At 72.8% G+C, this 23,590-nt stretch carries 20 protein-coding genes; 15 read left to right on the forward strand and 5 right to left on the reverse strand.

Annotated elements, in window-relative coordinates; genetic code table 11:
• Window positions 1-178 precede the first annotated feature (178 nt).
• The 6 genes from FVS66_RS00775 to FVS66_RS00800 all read left to right on the forward strand — a co-directional run bounded on the left by FVS66_RS00775 (window position 179) and on the right by FVS66_RS00800 (window position 6,559).
• Window positions 179-502, forward strand: coding sequence for an integration host factor (locus tag FVS66_RS00775; protein ID WP_016638838.1), 324 nt, complete (start codon window positions 179-181; stop codon window positions 500-502).
• 50 nt (window positions 503-552) lie between these two features.
• Window positions 553-1,146, forward strand: coding sequence for a guanylate kinase (gene gmk, locus FVS66_RS00780; RefSeq protein WP_149178994.1), 594 nt, complete (start codon window positions 553-555; stop codon window positions 1,144-1,146).
• 32 nt (window positions 1,147-1,178) lie between these two features.
• Window positions 1,179-1,451 carry a DNA-directed RNA polymerase subunit omega gene (gene rpoZ, locus FVS66_RS00785; protein WP_149178995.1) on the forward strand — a complete coding sequence of 91 codons (273 nt, stop codon included), beginning with the start codon at window positions 1,179-1,181 and terminating at the stop codon, window positions 1,449-1,451.
• Window positions 1,452-1,576: 125 nt separating this feature from the next.
• Complete coding sequence (gene coaBC / locus FVS66_RS00790; RefSeq protein ID WP_149178996.1) at window positions 1,577-2,791, forward strand: bifunctional phosphopantothenoylcysteine decarboxylase/phosphopantothenate--cysteine ligase CoaBC; 1,215 nt, start codon at window positions 1,577-1,579, stop codon at window positions 2,789-2,791.
• A gap of 281 nt (window positions 2,792-3,072) precedes the next feature.
• Window positions 3,073-4,281, forward strand: a complete 1,209-nt coding sequence (gene metK, locus FVS66_RS00795; RefSeq protein ID WP_149178997.1) for a methionine adenosyltransferase — start codon at window positions 3,073-3,075, stop codon at window positions 4,279-4,281.
• 133 nt (window positions 4,282-4,414) lie between these two features.
• Window positions 4,415-6,559, forward strand: coding sequence for a primosomal protein N' (locus FVS66_RS00800; RefSeq protein WP_149178998.1), 2,145 nt, complete (start codon window positions 4,415-4,417; stop codon window positions 6,557-6,559).
• 182 nt (window positions 6,560-6,741) lie between these two features.
• Here FVS66_RS00800 and FVS66_RS00805 read toward each other — a convergent pair whose 3' ends face one another.
• On the reverse strand, window positions 6,742-7,296 hold the full coding sequence (locus FVS66_RS00805) for a hypothetical protein (protein ID WP_149178999.1): 555 nt from the start codon (window positions 7,294-7,296) through the stop codon (window positions 6,742-6,744).
• A 262-nt stretch (window positions 7,297-7,558) separates the two neighbouring features.
• Between FVS66_RS00805 and fmt the strand changes: the two genes are divergently transcribed.
• From fmt to FVS66_RS00830, 5 genes are all read left to right on the forward strand, one after another.
• Complete coding sequence (gene fmt, locus FVS66_RS00810; RefSeq protein ID WP_149179000.1) at window positions 7,559-8,491, forward strand: methionyl-tRNA formyltransferase; 933 nt, start codon at window positions 7,559-7,561, stop codon at window positions 8,489-8,491.
• 129 nt (window positions 8,492-8,620) lie between these two features.
• Window positions 8,621-10,057: a transcription antitermination factor NusB gene (locus FVS66_RS00815; protein ID WP_149179001.1), complete on the forward strand. Its 1,437-nt coding sequence runs from the start codon at window positions 8,621-8,623 to the stop codon at window positions 10,055-10,057.
• Between the two features lie 226 nt (window positions 10,058-10,283).
• The gene (gene rpe, locus FVS66_RS00820; protein WP_149179002.1) at window positions 10,284-10,967 is read left to right on the forward strand and encodes a ribulose-phosphate 3-epimerase; all 684 of its coding nucleotides are present in this window, start codon (window positions 10,284-10,286) and stop codon (window positions 10,965-10,967) included.
• Between the two features lie 83 nt (window positions 10,968-11,050).
• A complete protein-coding gene (locus FVS66_RS00825; protein WP_149179003.1) occupies window positions 11,051-12,097 on the forward strand; it encodes a sugar-binding domain-containing protein in 1,047 nt (348 codons plus the stop codon).
• 209 nt (window positions 12,098-12,306) lie between these two features.
• The gene (locus FVS66_RS00830; RefSeq protein ID WP_149179004.1) at window positions 12,307-13,746 is read left to right on the forward strand and encodes a GuaB1 family IMP dehydrogenase-related protein; all 1,440 of its coding nucleotides are present in this window, start codon (window positions 12,307-12,309) and stop codon (window positions 13,744-13,746) included.
• A 130-nt stretch (window positions 13,747-13,876) separates the two neighbouring features.
• On the opposite strand, the gene FVS66_RS00835 is transcribed toward FVS66_RS00830, so the two are convergent.
• The gene (locus FVS66_RS00835) at window positions 13,877-14,914 is read right to left on the reverse strand and encodes a GDSL-type esterase/lipase family protein (protein WP_149179005.1); all 1,038 of its coding nucleotides are present in this window, start codon (window positions 14,912-14,914) and stop codon (window positions 13,877-13,879) included.
• A 307-nt stretch (window positions 14,915-15,221) separates the two neighbouring features.
• Here FVS66_RS00835 and FVS66_RS00840 point away from each other — a divergent pair, with 307 nt between their 5' ends.
• The 4 genes from FVS66_RS00840 to FVS66_RS00855 all read left to right on the forward strand — a co-directional run bounded on the left by FVS66_RS00840 (window position 15,222) and on the right by FVS66_RS00855 (window position 19,938).
• Window positions 15,222-16,694 (forward strand): amino acid permease, encoded by a 1,473-nt coding sequence (locus FVS66_RS00840; RefSeq protein ID WP_149179006.1) that lies wholly within the window; start codon window positions 15,222-15,224, stop codon window positions 16,692-16,694.
• Between the two features lie 10 nt (window positions 16,695-16,704).
• Complete coding sequence (locus tag FVS66_RS00845; protein WP_031136981.1) at window positions 16,705-17,160, forward strand: Lrp/AsnC family transcriptional regulator; 456 nt, start codon at window positions 16,705-16,707, stop codon at window positions 17,158-17,160.
• 192 nt (window positions 17,161-17,352) lie between these two features.
• The gene (locus tag FVS66_RS00850) at window positions 17,353-18,150 is read left to right on the forward strand and encodes a carbon-nitrogen hydrolase family protein (RefSeq protein WP_149179059.1); all 798 of its coding nucleotides are present in this window, start codon (window positions 17,353-17,355) and stop codon (window positions 18,148-18,150) included.
• Between the two features lie 66 nt (window positions 18,151-18,216).
• Entirely contained in the window at window positions 18,217-19,938 is a 1,722-nt protein-coding gene (locus FVS66_RS00855; protein ID WP_149179007.1) for an NAD(P)/FAD-dependent oxidoreductase, read from the forward strand.
• Here FVS66_RS00855 and FVS66_RS00860 read toward each other — a convergent pair whose 3' ends face one another.
• The 3 genes from FVS66_RS00860 to FVS66_RS00875 form a co-directional block, all read right to left on the reverse strand.
• Window positions 19,939-20,667 (reverse strand): DUF5995 family protein, encoded by a 729-nt coding sequence (locus tag FVS66_RS00860; protein WP_149179008.1) that lies wholly within the window; start codon window positions 20,665-20,667, stop codon window positions 19,939-19,941. It abuts the gene before it with no gap.
• A 263-nt stretch (window positions 20,668-20,930) separates the two neighbouring features.
• A complete protein-coding gene (locus FVS66_RS00865; protein WP_149179009.1) occupies window positions 20,931-22,160 on the reverse strand; it encodes an MFS transporter in 1,230 nt (409 codons plus the stop codon).
• Between the two features lie 613 nt (window positions 22,161-22,773).
• A complete protein-coding gene (locus FVS66_RS00875) occupies window positions 22,774-23,526 on the reverse strand; it encodes an NAD(P)H-binding protein (RefSeq protein ID WP_149179010.1) in 753 nt (250 codons plus the stop codon).
• Window positions 23,527-23,590: the final 64 nt, after the last annotated feature.

Genomic DNA, 23,590 nt, shown 5'->3' on the forward strand with positions numbered 1-23,590 from the left:
GATGCTGACCAGGACTTTTCCTCTGTTCTCGCTGACTCGGGCGGCCTTGGCCGCTAGTCTCCGACGAGAGTCAGCGTTCGCAGCGGTCACTGCGTTGCTCGTTGCTCCCTTGGTGTGGGCCGACTAGGTTCCTCACCGGTCCGTATCCGATCAGTTCGACATCCGAGGTGACGTAGGCGTGGCTCTTCCGCCCCTTACCCCTGAACAGCGCGCAGCCGCGCTCGAAAAGGCCGCCGCGGCTCGCCGGGAGCGGGCCGAGGTCAAGAATCGACTCAAGCACTCCGGCGCCTCGCTCCACGAGGTCATCAAGCAGGGCCAGGAGAACGACGTCATCGGCAAGATGAAGGTCTCCGCCCTCCTCGAGTCCCTGCCCGGCGTGGGCAAGGTCCGCGCCAAGCAGATCATGGAGCGGCTCGGCATCTCCGAGAGCCGTCGTGTGCGCGGGCTCGGCTCCAACCAGATCGCGTCCCTGGAGCGCGAGTTCGGCGGCTCCGGAGCCTGACGGCCGGTATCTGGCGTCCGGGCACTCCCGGAAGCTGGAATAATCGCCCCATGGCTGCAACATCCCGGGGGACGACCCCCGAGCCCCCGGACGTACGTCCGCGACTGACCGTGCTCTCCGGCCCCTCCGGGGTCGGCAAGAGCACGGTCGTCGCCCACATGCGCAAGGTCCACCCGGAGGTCTGGCTCTCGGTGTCGGCCACGACCCGCAAGCCGCGACCCGGCGAGCAGGACGGCGTTCAGTACTACTTCGTCACCGACGACGAGTTCGACAAGCTGATCGCCAACGGCGAGCTGCTGGAGTGGGCCGAGTTCGCGGGCAACCGCTACGGCACCCCGCGCCGGGCGGTCCAGGACCGGCTGGAGGCGGGCAGGCCCGTCCTCCTGGAGATCGACCTCCAGGGCGCGCGACTGGTCCGTGAGTCCATGCCGGACGCCCAGCTGGTCTTCCTCGCCCCGCCGAGCTGGGACGAGCTGGTCCGCCGGCTCACCGGCCGCGGCACCGAGTCGCCCGAAGTCATCGAGCGGCGTCTCGGGGCGGCCAGGATCGAACTCGCGGCGGAGTCGGAGTTCGACGTCACCCTGGTCAACACCTCCGTCGAGGATGTGGCGCGTGAGCTGCTAGCCTTGATGGACGTTGTCTGATTTTCCCTGTCCACTTTTTCGGAAGGTAGAGCGTGTCCTCTTCCATCACCGCGCCCGAGGGCATCATCAACCCGCCGATCGACGAGCTGCTCGAGGCCACAGACTCGAAGTACAGCCTCGTGATCTACGCGGCCAAGCGTGCGCGGCAGATCAACGCGTACTACTCGCAGCTCGGTGAGGGCCTGCTCGAGTACGTCGGTCCGCTGGTGGACACCCACGTCCACGAGAAGCCGCTCTCGATCTCCCTTCGGGAGATCAACGCCGGCCTGCTGACCTCAGAGGCCGTCGAGGGCCCGGCGCAGTAAGCGCTCCTCCACGTCATCACCAGGCCCGGCGGGGTGTCCGCCGGGCCTGAGGTGTGTCCCGAAGGCCGTTACGCATCGTTTCAGCAGAGCTCGCGAGACCGGAGCTCGTGAGAGCGGGAGGCGCAGTGCCCGAGCCCAAGCCCAAGGTCGTCCTGGGAGTCAGCGGCGGCATCGCCGCCTACAAGGCGTGCGAGCTGCTGCGCCGGCTCACCGAGTCCGGCCACGACGTACGGGTCGTCCCGACCGCGTCCGCACTCCATTTCGTGGGTGCCGCGACCTGGTCCGCGCTGTCCGGCCACCCGGTCTCGGCAGAGGTGTGGGACGACGTCCACGAGGTCCCGCACGTCCGCATCGGGCAGGAGGCCGACCTCGTGGTCGTCGCCCCCGCCACCGCCGACATGCTCGCCAAGGCAGCCCACGGGCTCGCCGACGACCTGCTCACCAATACGCTGCTCACCGCCCGCTGCCCGGTCGTGTTCGCCCCGGCCATGCACACCGAGATGTGGGAGCACCCGGCCACCCAGGAGAACGTCGCCACGCTCCGCCGCCGCGGCGCCGTGGTCGTCGAACCGGCCGTCGGCCGCCTCACCGGCGTCGACACCGGAAAGGGCCGCCTTCCCGAACCCGCCGAGATCTTCGAGGTCTGCCGCCGTGTCCTGGGCCGACGGGGCCTCGCCACCGGGCCCGACCTCACCGGCCGCCACGTCGTGGTCAGCGCCGGCGGCACGCGCGAGCCGCTCGACCCCGTCCGGTACCTGGGGAACCGTTCCTCCGGTAAGCAGGGGTACGCCCTCGCCCGCACCGCCGCCGCGCGCGGTGCCCGCGTCACGCTCATCGAGGCCAACACCGGCTTCCCCGACCCGGCGGGTGTCGACGTCCTCCACGTCGGCACGGCCGTACAGCTGCGCGAGGCGGTCCTGAAGGCGGCCGCCGACGCGGACGCCGTGGTCATGGCCGCGGCCGTCGCAGACTTCCGCCCGGCCATGTACGCCGAAGGCAAGATCAAGAAGCGGGAGGGTCAGGAGCCCGCGCCGGTCGCCCTGGTCCGCAACCCCGACATCCTCGCGGAGATCTCCGCCGACCGCGCCCGCCCGGACCAGGTGATCGTCGGCTTCGCCGCCGAGACCGACGACGTCCTCGCGAACGGCCGTGACAAGCTGCGCCGCAAGGGCTGCGACCTGCTCGTGGTCAACGAGGTCGGCGAGCGCAAGACCTTCGGCTCCGAGGAGAACGAGGCCGTCGTCCTCGCCGCCGACGGCACGGAGACCCCGGTGCCGTACGGCCCGAAGGAGGCCCTCGCGGACACGGTGTGGGACCTGGTGGCGCCACGCCTGCCGTGAGTCCGGCGCCGCGGGAGGCTCGGGCGGGCACCCAGGACGGAACGCACGAATCTGCCAGCAAAGCCCACCGACCACCCAAAAGGCCCCAATCAACCCCATGAGGAGGGGTGATCTTCACCCCGCGGGTGCGGCCGATGTGGCCAATCAGGCTCCCGTTGTGCGAGACACCTGGTCCAATGCCCGAGAGTGCCCGATAAACTGTTCGCGGAACGACGCGGGGCGCAGCCCCCTGCCGGTCCACAAATGATCAGCCAGCAGCCGCTGCAACCCCAGGGAGCGTTGTGTCCCGTCGTCTCTTCACATCGGAGTCCGTGACCGAGGGTCACCCCGACAAGATCGCTGACCAGATCAGCGACACCGTTCTCGACGCGCTGCTGCGGGAGGACCCGACCTCCCGCGTCGCCGTGGAGACGCTGATCACCACCGGCCTGGTGCATGTGGCCGGTGAGGTGACCACCAAGGCGTACGCCGACATCCCGACTCTTGTGCGCGAGAAGATCCTCGAGATCGGTTACGACTCCTCGAAGAAGGGCTTCGACGGCGCTTCCTGCGGTGTCTCCGTCTCCATCGGCGCGCAGTCGCCGGACATCGCGCAGGGCGTCGACACGGCCTACGAGCAGCGGGTCGAAGGCGATGAGGACGAGCTGGACAAGCAGGGCGCCGGTGACCAGGGCCTGATGTTCGGCTACGCGTCGGACGAGACGCCGGAGCTGATGCCGCTGCCGATCCACCTCGCCCACCGGTTGTCCAGGCGCCTGACCGAGGTCCGCAAGAACGGCACCATCCCGTATCTGCGTCCGGACGGCAAGACGCAGGTCACCATCGAGTACGACGGGGACAAGGCGGTCCGTCTGGACACCGTGGTGGTCTCCTCGCAGCACGCCAGCGACATCGATCTGGACTCGCTGCTGGCTCCCGACATCCGCGAGTTCGTCGTCGAGCATGTCCTGAAGGAGCTTCTGGACGACGGCATCAAGCTGGACACCGAGGGCTACCGCCTCCTGGTCAACCCGACGGGGCGGTTCGAGATCGGCGGTCCCATGGGTGACGCCGGTCTGACCGGCCGGAAGATCATCATCGACACGTACGGCGGGATGGCCCGGCACGGCGGCGGCGCGTTCTCCGGCAAGGACCCGTCGAAGGTCGACCGCTCGGCCGCGTACGCCATGCGCTGGGTCGCCAAGAACGTGGTGGCCGCGGGTCTGGCCTCGCGCTGCGAGGTCCAGGTCGCCTACGCCATCGGCAAGGCGGAGCCGGTCGGTCTCTTCGTCGAGACCTTCGGCACCGCCAAGGTCGACGTCGAGCGCATCGAGTCCGCCATCGCCGAGGTCTTCGACCTCCGTCCGGCCGCGATCATCCGCGCCCTCGACCTGCTCCGCCCGATCTACGCGCAGACCGCCGCGTACGGTCACTTCGGCCGCGAACTCCCCGACTTCACCTGGGAGCGCACCGACCGCGTCGACGCCCTCCGCAAGGCGGCGGGGCTGTAACACCGCCCCCGAGCGCCACCACCCGGAGTCCGGCCCCGTCCCGTACGGCGCCGGACTCCGGCGCTTCCGCCCGCAGGCCCCGCCCGGGGGAACGACGGCGCCCTTGTCAGTGGGGTCTGGTAGGCATGTGGCTGTGAGCAGCGAGAACGGGAAGCGGGAAGGGCGGCCGGGGGAGCCGCCCGAGCAGCTCGCGCTCATTCGGGAGAGTGTGCGGAGGGCGAAGGCGCCACGGGCGAAGCCGCGGACGTGGCGGGGGGCCGCGCTGGCGAAGGAGTTGCCGGTCGCGCGGGTCGTGGTGAACAAGGGGGTGCTGCATCTCGACCAGTTCTTCGACTACGCGGTGCCGGAGGAGCTGGACGCCGTCGCACAGCCGGGGGTGCGCGTCCGGGTGCGGTTCGGGGCCGGGGCCCACCAGGTGCGGGAGGGGCGGCGCGAGGGCGGGCGGCTCATCGACGGGTTCCTCGTGGAGCGGCGGGCGGAGAGCGACTACGCGGGACCGCTGGCCGCGCTCGCCGATGTCGTGTCGCCCGAGCCGGTACTGAGCCCCGAGCTGCTGGGGCTCGCCCGGGCGGTCGCCGACCGGTACGCCGGGAGTCTCGCCGATGTGCTGCAGCTGGCCGTGCCACCGCGCAGCGCCCGGGCGGAGGGCAGGCCGTCGCCCGCGCCGCTGCCGCCGCCCGCCGCGCCGGAGGCCGGGACGTGGGGGCGGTACGCGCACGGCGAGGCGTTTCTGGGCGCCCTCGCGCGCGGTGCGGCGCCGCGCGCGGTGTGGAACGCGCTGCCGGGGCCGCACTGGGCGGAGGAACTGGCCAGGGCGGTGGCCGCCACGCTCGCGTCCGGGCGCGGTGCTCTCGTCGTCGTACCGGACGGGCGGGCCGCCGCGCGCGTGGACGCCGCCCTGACCGCGCTGCTGGGGGAGGGGCGGCACGCGACGCTGACCGCGGAGGCGGGGCCGGAGAAGCGGTACCGGGAGTGGCTCGCCGTACGGCGCGGTGCGGTGCGGGCGGTCGTCGGGACGCGGGCCGCCATGTTCGCGCCCGTACGGGACCTTGGGCTTGTGGTCATCTGGGACGACGGGGACGGGAGCCACAGCGAGCCGCACGCGCCGCAGCCGCATGCGCGTGATGTGCTGCTGCTGCGCGCCGCGCATGACCAGTGCGGCTTCCTGCTGGGCAGCACGAGCTGCACGGTCGAGGCCGCCCAGCTCGTCGAGAGCGGCTGGGCCAGGCCGCTCGCGGCCCCCCGCGAACAGGTGCGGGCCGCCGCCCCGCTCGTACGCACCGTGGGCGACGGGGAGTTGGCGCGCGACGAGGCCGCGCGGGCCGCGCGGCTGCCGTCCCTGGCGTGGCAGGTCGTACGGGACGGGCTGAAGTCCGGGCCGGTGCTGGTGCAGGTGCCGCGGCGCGGGTACGTACCGCGCCTCGCCTGTGAGCGGTGCCGTACGCCCGCCCGCTGCCGGCACTGCGCGGGGCCTCTCGAAGCACCGGAGCAGCGGGAGTTGAGATGCGGGTGGTGCGGGCGTGGCGAGGTCGACTGGCACTGCGCCGAGTGCGGGGCCGCTCGGCTGCGGGCGCGGGTGGTGGGCGCTCGGCGTACCGCCGAGGAGCTCGGGCGGGCCTTTCCCGCCGTGGCGGTGCGAACCTCGGGGCGCGACCATGTCCTGGACGCCGTGCCGGACAGGCCCGCGCTGGTGGTCAGCACGCCGGGCGCCGAACCGGTCGCCGACGGCGGGTACGCGGCGGCGCTGCTGCTGGACGGCTGGGCGCTGCTCGGCCGCCCCGACCTGCGGGCCGCCGAGGACGCGCTGCGGCGCTGGATCGACGCTGCGGCCCTCGTGCGGGGCCAGGGCGAGGGCGGCACGGTGGTCGTGGTCGCCGAGCCGACGCTGCGGCCCGTGCAGGCGCTGGTGCGGTGGGACCCCGTGGGCCACGCCCTGCGCGAGCTGGCCGAGCGCGCGGAGCTGGGCTTCCCGCCGGTCTCCCGCATGGCCGCGGTGAGCGGCCCCCCGGAGGCCGTCGCGGAGTTTCTGGCCGCTGCGGAACTCCCCTCGGACGCCGAGGTGCTGGGCCCCGTTCCGCTCCGCCGCACCACGCCGGGCGGCCCCCGGCGCCCCGGCGACCCGCCTCCGGGCGAACTGTGGGAACGGGCCCTCCTCCGGGTCCCTCCTGGCACCGGCGCCGCCCTGGCGGCCGCCCTCAAGACCGCCCAGGCATCCCGCCTGACCCGGGCGGGCGCCGCCCCGGTGCGGATCCGTGTCGATCCTCCGGACATCGGCTGAGGCCGTCCTCCGGACATCGGCCGAGGCCGTCCTCCGGACATCGGCCGAGGCCGCAGCGGGCGAGCCGGGCGGGTGCCGCGGGACCGGCCTCGTCCGGACGCCTGTCGCCCCGCCGCACGCAGGCGGCCGCCCCGCCTGCCGAAGGGGCGGAGAGGCAGGTGGGGCGGCCGGGGGTGGAGGGGTCAGCCGTTGCGCGGGCCGGGGAAGGCGCTCGGGCGGACCTCCTCGAGGTGGGACTGGTCTCGGAGCGACTGCGCCGCCGTCGGCTGCGGGGGCATCGAGCGGGCCGCCGGCACCGACGTGACCGGCGGGACGACCGGCATCGTGCGCCTCGCGCCGGACTCGCCGGAGTGCTCCGCGTTCGACGTGGTGGACGACTGCTGGGCCGTTGCGCGCCGCGCGCCGTACCGGCGGTGGACCGCCTGCTTGGTGACCCCGAGCGCCGAGCCCACCGCGTCCCACGAGAAGCCCAGCGAGCGGTCGAAGTCCACTGCCGCGGTCACCAGGGTCTCGACGCTGTCGCGCAGCTCCTGGGCGAGCCGGACGGTGGGGGCCGGAGCCCTGCCGTAGACGACGAAGCCCGTCGACGGGCCGGAGCGACGCGGGCGGTAGACGTTGCCCAGCTGGGCCGTGAGCGTGCGCAGCGCGTCCACCTGCCGGCGGACCCGCTCGATGTCCCGCACCAGCAGGTGAAGGCTTGCCCGGGCTTGGGCGTCGTGGGTTGCGTGGTCGGCCATTTACAAGCCTCTCGAACCGGCGTTGAAAAGGGGCGGGCCGTAGTCGAGGGTCGGCCCGTTTCGGTCAATCTCTCTTGACAACGCGCCACCCGTCGCCGGGGTCACGCAGCAGGGCGTATCCGCATGTGCGCAGGGCGCACGGATATACGTACGCCCCCCGACCGCCTGGGCGCCCTAGACTGGTGCGCTGCCCAACCGCCCTGTGGACTCCTGGCAGGAGCCTTCCCGCGGCGACTCCGACGAACAAGCGAGGTAACACGGAGTGAAGCTCGTCTTCGCAGGCACCCCCGAGGTCGCCGTACCCGCCCTGGACGCCCTCATCGCCTCGGACCGGCACCAGGTCGCCGCCGTCGTCACCCGGCCCGACGCTCCCGCCGGACGCGGACGGCGCCTGGTCGCGAGCCCCGTCGCCGAGCGGGCCGCCGAGGCCGGGATCGAGGTCCTCAAGCCGGCCAGGCCGCGTGACGAGCAGTTCCTCGCCCGGCTCCGCGAGATCGCGCCCGACTGCTGCCCCGTCGTCGCCTACGGCGCCCTCCTCCCCAAGGTGGCGCTCGACATCCCCGAACACGGCTGGGTGAACCTGCACTTCTCGCTGCTGCCCGCGTGGCGTGGCGCGGCGCCCGTCCAGCACGCGCTGATGGCCGGGGACGAGGTGACCGGCGCGTCGACGTTCCAGATCGAGGAGGGGCTGGACTCCGGGCCGGTCTACGGCGTGATCACCGAGGAGGTCCGGCCCACCGACACCAGCGGCGACCTCCTCACCCGGCTCGCCTTCGCGGGCGCCGGGCTGCTCGCCGCCACCATGGACGGCATCGAGGACGGCACCCTCAAGGCCGTACCGCAGCCCACCGACGGCATCACCCTCGCCCCGAAGATCACCGTAGAGGACGCGCGCGTGGACTGGACGGCCCCCGCCCTCCGCGTCGACCGCGTCGTACGCGGCTGTACGCCCGCGCCCGGAGCCTGGACCGTCTTCCGCGGCGAGCGCCTGAAGCTGGTGCAGGCGACGCCGGTGCCCGACCGCACCGACCTCGCGCCCGGCGAACCGGCCGTCGGCAAGAACAACGTGTACGTCGGCACCGGCTCGCACGCCGTCGAGCTGGTGTGGGTCCAGGCGCAGGGCAAGAAGCCCATGCGGGCCGCCGACTGGGCGCGTGGGGTCCGGATCGGCGCCGGGGAGCGGCTCGGGGAGTGAGGCCGGGGCGGGGCGGGTTCGCGTCGGGTGCGCCCGGACCCGGCTCGGAACGTCTTAGCCCCTGAGCCTGCATGCCTCCGCGGTGACTACGCTGAAAGGGTTCGACCCGAATCGAAAGCGGAGCACCTTTTGAGCGAGCAAGGCCGTCGCCGTTCCCCCAAGCCGTACCGGCGCCCCAAGAAGGACCCCGTCCGCATCCTGGCGTTCGAGGCGTTGCGCGCCGTCGACGAGCGGGACGCGTACGCCAACCTCGTCATGCCGCCGCTCCTGAAGAAGGCCCGCGAGCAGGAGGGCTTCGACGCGCGGGACGCGGCGCTGGCGACGGAGCTGGTGTACGGCACGCTCCGCCGCCAGGGGACGTACGACGCGATCATCGCCGCGTGCGTCGACCGGCCGCTGCGGGAGGTCGATCCTCCGGTGCTGGACGTCCTTGCCCTCGGCGCGCACCAACTGCTGGGCACCCGGATCCCGACGCACGCGGCGGTGTCCGCGAGCGTGGAGCTGGCGCGCGTGGTGCTGGGCGACGGACGGGCCAAGTTCGTCAACGCCGTGCTGCGCCGGATCGCCCAGCACGACCTGGACGGCTGGCTGGAGCGGGTCGCGCCGCCGTACGACGAGGACCCCGAGGACCATCTGGCCGTCGTGCACTCGCACCCGCGCTGGGTGGTGTCCGCGCTGTGGGACGCCCTGGGCGGCGGCCGCGCCGGTATCGAGGACCTGCTGGAGGCCGACAACGAGCGGCCCGAGGTCACGCTGGTGGCCCGGCCCGGCCGGTCGGCCCCCGGCGAGCTGCTGGACGCGCTGGGCGAGGACGCCGGGCTGCCCGGGCGCTGGTCGCCGTACGCGGTGCGGCTGCCGGAGGGCGGCGAGCCCGGCGCCCTGAACGCGGTACGCGAGGGCCGGGCCGGCGTCCAGGACGAGGGCAGCCAGCTCGTCGCCGTCGCCCTGGCGAACGCGCCCCTCGACGGGCCCGACGCGCGGTGGCTCGACGGGTGCGCGGGGCCCGGCGGCAAGGCCGCTCTGCTGGGCGCCCTGGCGGCCGAGCGCGGCGCGTCCCTGCTCGCCGCCGAGAAGCAGCCGCACCGCGCCCGCCTCGTCCAGCGCGCCCTCGCCGGGAACCCCGGCCCGTACGAGGTCATCGCCGCCGACGGCACCCGCCCGCCGTGGCGGCCCGGCTCCTTCGACCGCGTCCTCGTCGACGTGCCCTGCTCCGGCCTGGGCGCCCTCCGCCGGCGCCCCGAGGCCCGCTGGCGCCGCCGTCCCGAGGACCTGGACGGCTTCGCGCCGCTCCAACGCGGCCTGCTGACCGAGGCGTTGAAGGCCGTACGGGTCGGCGGCGTCGTCGGCTACGCCACCTGCTCGCCGCACCTCGCCGAGACCCGCGTGGTCGTCGAGGACGTCCTGAAGGGCCGTGGCGGCGCGCAGCCCGCGCACGCCGAGTGGATCGACGCCCGGCCCCTGATGCCCGGCGTGCCCGCCCTCGGTGACGGCCCGGACGTCCAGCTCTGGCCCCACCTCCACGGCACGGACGCCATGTACCTGGCCCTCCTCCGCCGGACGGCATAGCGGCACCGGCCTCCGCCCCGCGCCGGCCGGCCGACCGGCACGCGCCGGTGGCCGTCCCGTGCCCTTGTACGTACGCCTCGACACGCCCGTTCAGCGAACGCACCCCGCACCCGTCGTACACCCGGACAGTCGATTTGCCCGGGATGGTGGAGAATGCCCCGGGCGGCGGGGGCATTCCGCGGGGAGCGGGGCAAGGAAGCGGCGTGGGGCATGGCAGGCTTGGCGCATGGCCCAGATCAACCCCAGCATTCTGTCCGCGGACTTCGCCCGGCTCGCCGAGGAGGCACAGGCCGTCGAAGGCGCCGACTGGCTCCATGTCGATGTCATGGACAACCACTTCGTGCCCAACCTCACGCTGGGCGTACCGGTCGTGGAGTCGCTCCACCGGGCGACGGACACCCCGCTGGACTGCCACCTCATGATCGAGGACCCCGACCGCTGGGCCCCGCAGTACGTGGAGGCCGGGGCCGGGTCCGTCACCTTCCATGTGGAGGCCGCCGCCGCGCCCGTGCGGCTGGCGCGGGAGATCCGGGCCAAGGGTGCCCGCGCCTCCATGGCGCTCAAGCCCGCCACGCCCATCGAGCCGTTCGAGGACCTGCTGCCCGAGCTGGACATGCTGCTGATCATGACGGTTGAACCGGGCTTCGGCGGGCAGGCGTTCCTCGACATCATGCTGTCCAAGATCCGCCGCACCCGTGAGCTGATCTCCAAGCACGGTCTGGAGCTCTGGCTCCAGGTGGACGGCGGAGTGTCGGCGTCCACCATCGAGCGGTGCGCCGAGGCCGGTGCCGACGTCTTCGTCGCCGGGTCCGCGGTGTACGGGGCCGACGACCCCTCCGAGGCGGTACGGGTGCTGCGCGAGCAGGCCGACCGGGCGACCGGGTCGGCTGCCTGGGTGTGCGGACACTGAGCGACCGGTGGGTCACCGGCAGATGAACGCCGACCAACAGGACTGATCAAGGCCGCCGGATCTGCAAGGATGGCGATCCGGGTGTGAACAGCAGTGAGGAGAACGCGGTGTCTGCAATGTCGGCGGGACGACCAGCCCTGCGGATGGGACCCGCGGAGCTGGTGCAGGCGGCGGCCATGGCCCGCCGCTTCTATCTCGAGGGAAAGTCCAAGATCCAGATCGCCGAGGAGTTCGGCGTCAGCCGCTTCAAGGTCGCCCGCGTCCTGGAGACGGCCCTGGAACGGGACCTCGTGCGGATCGAGATCCGCGTACCCGCCGAGCTGGACGCGGAGCGCTCCGACGCGCTGCGCGCCCGCTACGGCCTGCGCCACGCCGTGGTCGTGGAGTCGCCCGCCGAGGGTGAGGACGAGTCGCCCGACCCCGAGAACCTGGGCGAGGTCGCGGCCGACCTGCTCGGCGAGTTGGTGAACGAGGGCGACGTCCTCGGCCTGGCCTGGGGCCGGTCCACCATCCACATGGCCGCCGCCCTCGACCGGCTCCCGCCGTGCACCGTCGTCCAGCTGACCGGCGTGTACGACGCGGGCACCGCGGAGCGCGGCTCGGTGGAGGCCGTCCGCCGCGCCGCCCAGGTCTCCGGCGGCGAGGCCCACCCCATCTACGCGCCGATGCTGCTGCCCGACCCGGCCACCGCCGCCGCGCTGCGCAATCAGACCGGTATCGCCCGCGCCTTCGAGTACTTCGACAAGGTCACCGTCGCCGCGGTGTCCATCGGCTCCTGGGAGCCGGGCATCTCCACCGTCCACGACATGCTCAGCGACGAGGAGCGCGCCCACTACGCGTCCCTCGGCGTCGCCGCCGAGATGTCCGCCCACCTCTTCGACTCCGCCGGCCGCCGAGTAGGACGCGACCTCGGCGAGCGGTGCATCACCGTCGAGGCCGACCGGCTGCGCCGTATCCCCGAGGTCGTCGCCATCGCGGGCGGCCACCGCAAGGCCGCGGCCATCGGCGCCGTACTCCGCTCGGGGCTCGTCACCAGCCTCGTCACGGACACGGCCGCCGCGGACTTCCTGCTGACCGACTCCCGGCCCGGGCCCCGGCCCGCGCTGGAGCGCTTCGATCCCGACAACTGAGCCGCGGCCCGCGAGCGGCGGCTGAGCGGCGCGGCGGCCGAGCGGAACATACAAGCCTTGTTTGGAGGAAGCTACCAGGTCACCCGCTGTGACCTGGAGGTTTCGCCTGGGGATCGAACGCCCGTCGGCATGGGAGAATTAAGTACGTGCGTTTTCCCCCCGGCTGAGATGCCCGGGGGCCAACTCCGAACGACTGGGAAGTTCAGCACGTGCGTTTCCTCAATGACCTGAAGCCGCCGTACGACCTCACGTACGATGACGTGTTCATGGTGCCTAGCCGCTCGGCCGTGGGCTCCCGCCAGGGCGTCGACCTCTCCACCCCCGACGGCACCGGGACGACCATCCCGCTGGTCGTGGCCAACATGACGGCCATCGCCGGCCGTCGGATGGCCGAGACGATCGCCCGCCGCGGCGGCCTCGTCGTCATCCCCCAGGACATCCCGATCGACGTCGTCGCCGATGTCGTCTCCTGGGTGAAGAGCCGGCACCACGTCCTCGACACGCCGATCATCCTCGAGTCGCACCAGACCGTCGCCGACGCGCTGTCGCTGCTCCCCAAGCGGGCGCACAACGCGGGCGTGGTCGTGGACGGCGACCACAAGCCGGTCGGTGTCGTCACCGACACGGACCTCAGCGGCGTCGACCGGTTCACGCAGCTGTCCGAGGTCATGTCCAAGGACCTGCTGCTCCTCGACGCGGACATCGACCCGCGCGAGGCGTTCAACACCCTCGACCACCACAACCGGCGCTACGCCCCCGCGGTCGACGGCGACGGACGGCTCGCGGGCATCCTCACCCGCAAGGGCGCCCTCCGCGCCACGCTGTACAGCCCGGCTGTCGACGCCAAGGGCCGTCTGCGCATCGCCGCGGCCGTCGGCATCAACGGCGACGTCGCAGGCAAGGCCAAGCAGCTGCTCGACGCCGGTGTGGACACCCTCGTCGTGGACACCGCGCACGGCCACCAGGAGTCGATGATCTCCGCGATCAAGGCCGTCCGGGGCCTCGACCCGCACGTCCCGATCGTCGCCGGGAACATCGTCGCCGCCGAGGGCGTCCGCGACCTCATCGAGGCCGGTGCCGACATCGTCAAGGTCGGCGTGGGCCCCGGCGCCATGTGCACCACGCGCATGATGACCGGCGTCGGCCGCCCGCAGTTCTCCGCCGTCCTGGAGTGCGCCGCCGAGGCGAAGAAGTACGGCAAGCACGTCTGGGCCGACGGCGGCGTCCGGCACCCGCGCGACGTCGCCATGGCGCTCGCCGCCGGCGCCTCCAACGTCATGATCGGCTCCTGGTTCGCCGGGACGTACGAGTCGCCCGGCGACCTCCAGCAGGACGCCGACGGGCGTCTGTACAAGGAGTCCTTCGGCATGGCCTCCGCGCGCGCGGTGCGCAACCGCACCAGCGAGGAGTCCGCGTACGACCGGGCCCGCAAGGGACTGTTCGAGGAGGGCATCTCCACGTCGCGGATGTTCCTCGACCCGGTGCGCCCGGGCGTCGAGGACCTGATCGACTCGATCATCGCGGGCGTCCGCTCCTCCTGCACCTACGCGGGTGCCGCCTCGCTGGAGGAGTTCGCCGAGAAGGCCGTCGTCGGGGTCCAGAGCGCCGCCGGCTACGCCGAGGGCAAGCCCCTCCACGCCAGCTGGTAGCCCAGGACAGGCGGGGCCCGTAGCGGTCCGCGCAGCCCCCTGAAGGAGCCGTCTCCCGCCGTACGCGCGCGGGGGCGGCTCCTTCGTGTGCGCGGCCGCTCCGTCGCGCACGGCCGCACCCCCGGCCCCTTCACCGCGCCACCGCCGCCCCGCACCCCTCCAGGAACCCCGCCTCCCGCACCGCGCCGGCCACCGCCGACGCCAGCCGGGCGTGCCCCGCGTCGTTGGGGTGCAGCCCGTCCGCCAGGTGCTCGGCGCGCAGCAGCGGGCGGCCCGGCAGTAGGGCCAGGCGGGTGTCGCCGGACGCCATCAGGTCCCGTACCGCCTCCTCCATGGCCGTACGCAGGTCCGCCAGCGTCGCGCCCAGGGCGTTGGCCGTCGACTCGGCCGCGGGGCGCGACAGCGGCGACACCAGCAGCAGCGGCGTGTCCGGGTGCCCCTGCCGGATCAGCGTCACGAAGGCGCGCGTCACCTCGTACATGAGCGGGGCCGATGTCGGCACCGGCCACCAGCAGTTCGTGCCGAACGCCAGCGTGAGCAGCGCGGCGGGCAGCGTGGCCAACTGCTGGGCCACCGGCAGCTCGCCGCGCGCCGAGCCCGCGTAACCGAGGTTCACCGGGTCCAGGCCGAGGTCACGCCCGGCCACCGCGGGCCACGCGTGCGCGGGGCGCGTGGACCACCAGCCCTCGGTGATCGAGTCGCCGTGCACCACCCACCGCGGCCGCCGCGGCGCGGGCGACACGCTGCCGCCGACCGCGCGCACGCCCAGCACCACCGGTGCCTGGTTCTCCGGCAGATGCACCGTGAAGACGGCACCCCGCTCCGCCGGCGCCGGCAGCCGCAGCGCCACCGTGGCCTCCCCGGCGGGCGCCGCCGTACACACCTCCCGGACACACCTGCCGTCCCGCCACAGCGCGAAGCAGTGCGCCGACTCCTGCCCGTCACCGCTCTGTTCGGGAACGCGCGCCCGGTAGCGGAGCTCCACCGCCCGCGCCTGAGCCGACGCGGTGAACTCCAGCCGTACGCCGATGGGCAGCGCCGCCCGTTCCGCGATGTCCCACGACAGCGGCGCCAGGCCCGCCGGGTCCGCCCGCACCGCGCGCGGCCCGTCCAGCCATGCCGTACCCCGCAGAAACGGCACCGGGTCCTGCCACTTCGACCCGCTCATCGGCCACCTCCGTACAGCCCTCTGTTTCCGCCGCTCAATGCCCCAATGTGTCGATTCGTGCGGCAGCGCGCAATGTTTCCCCGTCCGTGTCCGAAGTGCGCAATGATCATCCGCCGATGCGCAACATCAGTGCATTACAAGAGCGAAGGCCGGCTCGTAGGCTCAGGGCCCGTACCTGGAGTGGCGGTGACCGCCTGCTCGGCGGTTCCCCCCTTCCCCTGGGTTCCCTGTGGGCTGTTCCGCGCTGCCCGCACACCGCCGTCGGTCGCCGTCGTACCCCCGACCGCAGCGATGAAGGAGCCCCGCAGTGCTCGATCACGGCGCAGCCCCACCGGCCACCGAGCCACCCGCACCGAAGACGTCCGGAGCCTCCCCGCTCTCCGCGCTCGGCCGTCGCAAGCCGGTGGAACGCCTGGTCGCGGAGGGTGGTCAGGGCGAGGGCGGCTCGCTCCGCCGCTCGCTGTCCATGTGGCAGCTGACGATGATCAGCATCGGTGCCACGCTCGGCACCGGCATCTTCGTCGTGCTCGGCGAGGCCGTCCCCGTCGCCGGGCCCGCCGTCACGGTCGCCTTTGTGATCGCCGGACTCACGGCGCTCTTCTCGGCGCTCTCGTACGCCGAGCTGGCCGGCACGATCCCCGTCTCGGGATCCTCCTACTCGTACACGTACGCAACGATGGGCGAACTCGTCGCCTGGGTGTGCGGCTGGTGTCTCGTCCTCGAGTACGGCGTCTCCGTCGCCGCCGTGGCCGTCGGCTGGGGCGACTACCTCAACGAACTCCTCAGCGGCACCATCGGCGTGACCATCCCCGACGCGCTCTCCTCGGCGCCCGGCGAGGGCGGCATCCTCAACCTGCCGGCGCTGATCGTCGTGCTCCTCGCGATGGTGTTCCTGCTCGGTGGCGCCCGCGAGTCGGCCCGTGCCAACACGATCATGGTCATCGTGAAGATCGCCGCCCTGGTGCTGTTCTGCGCCGTCGGCTTCATGGGCTTCAAGTCCGGCAACTACGCCGACTTCATGCCGCTCGGCATGACGGGCGTCAGCGCCGCCGGAGCGATGCTGTTCTTCTCGTACATCGGCTTCGACGCCGCCTCCACGGCCGGCGAGGAGGCCAAGAACCCCAAGCGTGACCTGCCCCGCGCGATCATGCTCTCGCTGATCATCGTCACGGCGCTGTACGTGCTGGTGGCGGGCGTCGCCGTGGGCGCGTGGAACTGGACGAAGTTCGAGGGCTCCGAGGCGTCCCTCACCGCGATCATGAACGATGTGACCGGCCAGACCTTCTTCGGCACCCTGCTCGCCGCCGGCGCGGTCATCTCCATCGCGAGCGTCGTCCTCGCCGTCCTCTACGGCCAGACCCGCATCCTCTTCGCGATGTCCCGCGACGGTCTGGTGCCCAAGGCGTTCGGCAAGGTCGACGCCAAGACGGGCACCCCGCGCAACGGCACGATCATCGTGTCCCTGTTCTGCGGCGTCCTGGCCGGCGCCATCCCGCTCGGCGAACTCGTCAACGCCACCAGCATCGGCACGCTGTTCGCCTTCGCGCTGGTCAACATCGCGGTCGTCGTCCTGCGCTACACCCGCCCGGAGATGGAGCGCACCTTCAAGGTGCCGTTCGGCTGGCTGTTCCCCGCGCTCGGATTCGGCTTCTGCGTGTTCAACATGGTCAATCTCGACCTCGCCACATGGATCGCCTTCGGTGGCTGGATGGCCGCGGGCCTCGTGTTCTACTTCCTGTACGGCATGCGCCGCTCCCGTCTGGCCACAGCAGAGAAGTGACCCACCCCTAGTGCGACTCAACGACCTCGACGAACGCATCGTCCACGCACTCGCCGAAGACGCCCGCCGCAGCTACGCCGACATCGGCGCGCTCGTCGGACTGTCCGCGCCCGCCGTCAAACGGCGCGTGGACCGGCTGCGGGCCGAGGGCGCCATCACCGGCTTCACGGTCCGTGTGGACCCGGCGGCGCTCGGCTGGGAGACCGAGGGCTTCATCGAGATCTACGCACGCGGCAACACCTCGCCCGAGACCATCCAGCGTGGTCTCGAGCGCTACCCGGAGATCGCGTCCGCGTCCACCGTCACGGGGGAGGCGGACGCGATCGTCCAGGTCTTCGCCTCCGACATGCGCCACTTCGAGCGCGTGCTGGAGCGCATCGCGGGCGAGCCCTTCGTGGAGCGCACCAAGTCGGTACTGGTGCTCTCGCCGCTCCTGCGGCGCTTCTCGTCGGGCTCGCCCGCGTAGGGCTCGCCCCGGCTCGCCCGGGTACTCCCGGGACCTCGGGTGGAGCATCACGCAATGAATCGTCGTGACCCGGCGGATCCGCGCAACGGTTCGACCGTCGGTCCGCAACGGTCACGCCTTGTCGGGGGAGAAGTCCGGACCGTACCTTTTTTGCATCTCCCCGTCCCTCCCGCACCAGACGAGGTCCTGCCCATGTCGCCGCTGCGCACCGCCCTGCTCCAGAGCTCCGGACAGCTCGGTGACGTGGCCGCCAACCTCAAGATCCTCGACGAGGCGGCGGCCCGTGCGGCGGCCGCCGGGGCCGGCCTCCTCGTCGCCCCCGAGATGTACCTGACCGGGTACGCGATCGGCGCCGACATCCCGCGCCTGGCCGAGCCCGTGGACGGCCCCTCCGCCGATGCGGTCGCCGCCATCGCCGTGCGCCACGGCCTGGCCGTCGCCTACGGCTACCCGGAGCGCGCCGGCGGCGTGGTGCACAACTCCGCGCAGCTCGTCGGCCCCGACGGCGCCCGCCTCGCGGACTACCGCAAGACCCACCTCTTCGGCGGCTTCGAGCAGGAGTGGTTCACGCCCGGTGACCGGCCCGTCGTCCAGGCCGAGCTCGGCGGCCTCCGGGTCGGCCTGATGATCTGCTACGACGTGGAGTTCCCCGAGAACGTCCGGGCGCACGCGCTGGCCGGTACGGACCTCCTCCTCGTACCGACCGCGCTGATGCACCCGGCGCAGGTCGTCGCCGAGTCCGTCGTACCGGTGCGTGCCTTCGAGAACCAGCTGTACATCGCGTACGCCAACCGGACAGGGCCCGAGGGCGACTTCGAGTTCGTCGGCCTGTCCGCGCTCGCCGGCCCCGACGGCACCGCCCGGGCCCGCGCGGGCCGCGGCGAGGAGCTGGTCACCGGCGATGCCGACCCCGAGCTCCTGCGCCGGTCGCGCGAGGAGAACCCCTATCTGCGGGACCGCCGCCCCGGCCTCTACACCGCCCTGGTCTGACCGCGCCGCGAGCGCCCCCAGCCAGCAAGCCCTGCTCACCACCCCCGTGCAAGGAGTCCGTACCCCATGACGTCCACGGTGCCCACCGCCGTCCAGCACACCGACGCGCAGCCGCCGATCACCATGTTCGGTCCGGACTTCCCGTACGCGTACGACGACTTCCTGGCCCACCCGGCCGGGCTCGGCCAGATACCCGCGACCGAGTTCGGCACCGAGGTCGCGGTCATCGGCGGCGGTCTGTCCGGCGTCGTCGCCGCGTACGAGCTGATGAAGATGGGCCTCAAGCCGGTCGTCTACGAGGCCGACCAGCTGGGCGGCCGACTGCGTACGGTGGGCTTCGACGGCTGTGCCGCCGCAGGTGACAAGGAGACACTCAACTGCGAGCTGGGCGCTATGCGCTTCCCGCCGTCCTCCACGGCGCTCCAGCACTACATCGACCTGGTGGGCCTGGAGACCTCGCCGTTCCCGAACCCGCTCGCCGAGGCCACCCCGTCGACGGTCGTCGACCTGAAGGGCGAGTCGCACTACGCGGAGACGATCGACGACCTGCCGCAGGTCTACCGTGACGTCGCCGCCGCCTGGAACGCCTGCCTGGAGGAGGGCGCGGACTTCACCGACATGAACCGCGCCATGCGCGAGCGTGACGTGCCGCGTATCCGCGAGATCTGGGCGAAGCTCGTCGAGAAGCTCGACAACCAGACCTTCTACGGATTCCTCTGCGAGTCCGAGGCGTTCAAGTCGTTCCGGCACCGCGAGATCTTCGGCCAGGTCGGCTTCGGCACCGGCGGCTGGGACACCGACTTCCCCAACTCCATCCTGGAGATCCTCCGCGTCGTCTACACCGAGGCCGACGACCACCACCGCGGCATCGTGGGCGGCAGCCAGCAGCTGCCGGTGCGGCTGTGGGAGCGCGAGCCGGAGAAGATCGTCCACTGGGCGCAGGGCACCTCGCTGAAGTCCCTGCACGGCGGCGAGCCGAAGCCGGCAGTGACGCGGCTGCACCGCGCTGCGGGCAACCAGATCACGGTCACCGACGCCGACGGCGACATCCGTACGTACAAGGCGGCGATCTTCACGGCCCAGTCGTGGATGCTGCTGTCGAAGATCCAGTGCGACGACTCGCTCTTCCCGATCGACCACTGGACGGCGATCGAGCGTACCCACTACATGGAGTCCAGCAAGCTCTTCGTGCCGGTCGACCGGCCCTTCTGGCTGGACAAGGCCGTCGACGACAAGGGAAATCCGACCGGCCGTGACGTCATGTCGATGACGCTCACGGACCGGATGACCCGCGGCACGTACCTGCTGGACAACGGCCCGGACAAGCCGGCCGTCATCTGCCTGTCGTACACGTGGTGCGACGACAGCCTGAAGTGGCTGCCGCTGTCCGCGAACGAGCGGATGGAGGTCATGCTGAAGTCGCTCGGCGAGATCTACCCGAACGTCGACATCCGGAAGCACATCATCGGCAACCCGGTGACCGTGTCGTGGGAGAACGAGCCGTACTTCATGGGCGCGTTCAAGGCCAACCTGCCGGGCCACTACCGCTACCAGCGGCGCCTCTACACGCACTTCATGCAGGACCGGCTGCCCCAGGACAAGCGCGGCATCTTCCTCGCGGGCGACGACATCTCGTGGACGGCCGGCTGGGCCGAGGGCGCCGTGCAGACCGCGCTGAACGCGGTGTGGGGCGTCATGCACCACCTGGGCGGCGAGACCGACCCGGTCAACCCCGGGCCGGGCGACGTCTACGACGAGATCGCGCCGGTGGAACTGCCGGAGGACTGATCACCTTCCCGGGCCCAGGGGCGTGAGTAACATCCGCCCCACCAGCCCCACGGAGCGGTCGAGGCGTTCGGTGAACTCCTCGGCCAGCTCCGCGCCCCACCGGCCCGGCACCCGGTGCAGCTGCCACAGCGAGCGGGCCGCGAGCCACGCCCCGTCCCGGGCCCGCTCCAGGCTCCAGCACCCCAGCAGATGCGTCAGCGGGTCCGCGACCTCCAGCAGGTCGGGACCCGGCATCAGCTCTTCGCGGATGCGCTCCTCCAACAACACGAGGACCTCGCCCACCTGCTCGAACTCGGCCTCCAGCCCGTCGGGTTCGCAGCCGAGCGTACGACAGGCGTCCACCACGGCCAGCGCCAGATCGTGCCCGATGTGCGCGTTGATACCGGCCAGGGCGAACTGCAGCGGCCGTACGCCGGGATGGCGCCGGTACTCGAACAGCGGCCGCCAGCAGGCCGGTGGCCGACCGCCCGCGGCGACCGCGTCCACCGCCGCCAGGTACCGCTCCGCGAACCGTACGGCCAGCGTGACGGCGTCCCGGCGGTCGCCGAACCCGCCGCCGTCGGCCCGGCGGCCGATCTCCCGTGTGACCGTCAGGTACACCTGGTTGAAAACCGCAACCCCGTCGCCCTCCGGCCACTGCGAACGGAACGCCCGCATCCGGTCGGTCACCGCCGCCACCGACAGCGGCGCGGCACCGGCCCCCAGGGTGAACTCATCGATCTGCCCCATGGGGGCAGGGTCCCAGTCGCTACGCTCCCGTGGAAGCCGTCGGGCGGGGCGTCCCCGGAACGGGCGAAGGGCCGATCGGGGGAGGGCACGGTGTCGGGCGCACGTATGCAGCGCCGGAGGGAACGACTCGAACGGCGCCGGACCGGGCGGCGGCGCGCCATGGCGGTCGTGGCGTCGGCGGTGGTGGCCGTGGGCACGGTGAGCGGAGTGCTGTCGGCGACGGCCGAGCACGCCGTACGGGAGCGCCCCGGCCGGGCGGCCTCTCAGGTGTCCCGGCCGCCGCCCGGAGCCGCGGCGTCCACGGACCCCTTCGCCGTACGGGCCTGCCGGCCGTCCCCGCCCAGCACCCCGGCCCCGGCCACCAGCCCGAACGCCAGCAGCGTGACCAGCCCGAACGACACTGTCAGCGAGGTGAGGTCGGCCAGGCCGCCGATCGCGGACGGGGCGATGAGACCGGACGTGTACGTGATGGTGGCGACGCCCGCGATGGCCTGGCTCGGGTCCGGGCCGCTGCGGGCCGCCGCCGCGAAGGCCAGCGGCACGACGACGGCCACGCCGAGACCCATGAGGCCGAAACCGGCCATCGCCGCCGCCGGGTGCGGGGCCGTGACCACCAGCACACCGCCCGCCGTCGCCGCCACCCCGCCGACCCGCACCGTGCGCACCGCGCCGAACCGGTCCACGACCCGGTCGCCGAAGAGCCGGGCGACCGCCATGGTCAGCGCGAACGCCGTCGTGGAGGCCGCGGCCAGGCCCGCCGACGTACCCAGCCGGTCCTTCAGGTAGACCGCCGACCAGTCCAGGCTCGCGCCCTCGGCGAACACCCCGCAGAAGCCGATCGCCCCGATCACCAGGGCCGACCGCGGCGGCAGCGTGAACCGGGGCGGCGGCTCCTCGCCCGGTGCGCTGCGCAGGTCCGGTACGCCCTGGCAGAAGACCAGGCCCAGCACGGTCAGTACCGCCGCCGCGAGCAGGTGGTGCAGCCGGGCGTCGCTGCCCAGGTGCGCGGCGACCGTGCCCGCGGCCGAACCGATCAGGGCGCCGACGCTCCACATGCCGTGCAGGCCGGACATGATCGACCGGCCGATCCGGTTCTCCACCTCCACGCCCAGCGCGTTCATGGCCACGTCCGACATGCCGGCGGTCGCGCCGAACAGAAGCAGCGTGCCGCACAGCCCGTAGATGTTCGGTGCCAGCGACGGCAGGGTCAGCGACAGCGTCCAGAGCGCGAGCAGCCCGCGCAGCGCCGTTCGCGTCCCGAACCGGTGGCTGACCGCCCCCGCGAGCGGCATCGCCAGTGACGCGCCGATCGCCGGGAAGGCGAGGGCCAGGCCCAGCTGGCCCGGGCTCACCCCGGCGTGCTCCTGGATCCACGGAATGCGCGTCGCGAAACTGCCGGTGACCGCGCCGTGCACACAGAACACCGCGGCCACGGCGTACCGCGCCCGCCTCACCCGCTCCTCGCCGTACGGCACAGACCCTCCCGGAATCATGGTGAAACCGACACTCCGCCGCGTGCCACGTGCGAAGTCTGACGTGCACACCGTCGGGGGCGCGGCCCGCGACCGGGACACGTTCGTCCTGCTGTGGCTCGGCCACGGCGTCGGGGCGGCGGTCGTCCCGGACGGGGCGCTGCGGCGCGGCGCGTCCGGCGGTGCGGGCCAGGTCGGCTCCCTGCCGGTCCCGGCACGGTCGGTCTGCCGTCGTCGACCGACTGGACGCGCGAGCGGACCGAACCGCGCGTCGCCCGCTTCCGGAGGTGAGGCACCCGACGGCCCGAACGGCCCCGTCCCCTCGCGCGCGAGGCGCCCGGGTCGAGGGGCGACCGCCCGGGCGGCTCGGCCGGGCGCAGCTTCCGGCGCCGCGACTGTGCCGGTGCCTGTGCCGGGCCCGCCGCGACTGTCCCGGGCCCGGTGGGGACAGCCCGGCGCACGCCCCGCCGGAAGCGTCACCACAAGGCAGGCCCGGCAGCGCCCTGCCCTGGCTCCAGGTTCCGGACCGCGTCTTCCGCCGAGGGGCCGGTCGCCGCCTCCGTCACCTCGACCGGCTGGTCTGACACGCCGCCGGGACGGGCAGCCCCCGCGGCGGCGCGCGGGTCCGGGGCGCTCAGCCGCGCCCGCGCTCCCCGAGGCGGCGCTCCAGGAACTGCTCGAACGTGCCCTCGCCCACCGCCTGTTCCGGCGTCAGGTGCCCGCCGGCGCGGAACGCGCGGTACGTCCTTCCCGCCAGGGGCACGGACACCACGCGGCGGCGCTTTCCGCTCGCCCGCAGATACGCGCGGGCCAGGTCGTCCAGGGGCCGTACCTCCGGGCCGCCCATGTCCGGTACGCGGCCCGCCGGGGCGGCCGTGGCCAGTCCGGCGAGGCGGGTCGCGACCTCCGTCACCTCGACCGGCTGGTCGGAAACGCCCGCCGGGACCGGTAGCACCGGCAGCCGGGCGCAGGTCTCCAGGAAGCGCAGGACCAGGTCGTGGAACTGCGTGGTCCGCAGCACCGTCCAGTTCAGCTCCGAGCCCTCGATGAGCCGCTCGACGGCCAGCTTCGTCCGGTAGTAGCCCAGCGGGACGCGGTCGACGCCCACGATCGAGATGTAGACGAGATGGCCGACGCCCACCCGGTGGGCCGCCGCGATCAGGTTGAGGGCGGCCCGCTCGTCGCCGCCCCTCGGCGTGGTGGCGCAGTGCACCACCGTGTCGACGCCCGTGACGGCCGTGTCCAGGCCCTTCCCGTCGCGCAGGTCCACCGCGTACGGCGCCGAGTGGCGGCTCAGCACCCGCACCTCGTGCCCGGCCGCCCGCAGCCGCTCCGTGACGGGCCGCCCGAGCGTGCCCGTACCGCCCGTCACCAGGATCGTGCTCATGTCCGTCCTTCCGCCGCCGAGGACTGTCACCGGCTGCGAACCGACGGGTTCCCCCGGTCGCCCG

Source organism: Streptomyces sp. TRM49041 (assembly GCF_008271805.1).
Classification (GTDB): domain Bacteria; phylum Actinomycetota; class Actinomycetes; order Streptomycetales; family Streptomycetaceae; genus Streptomyces.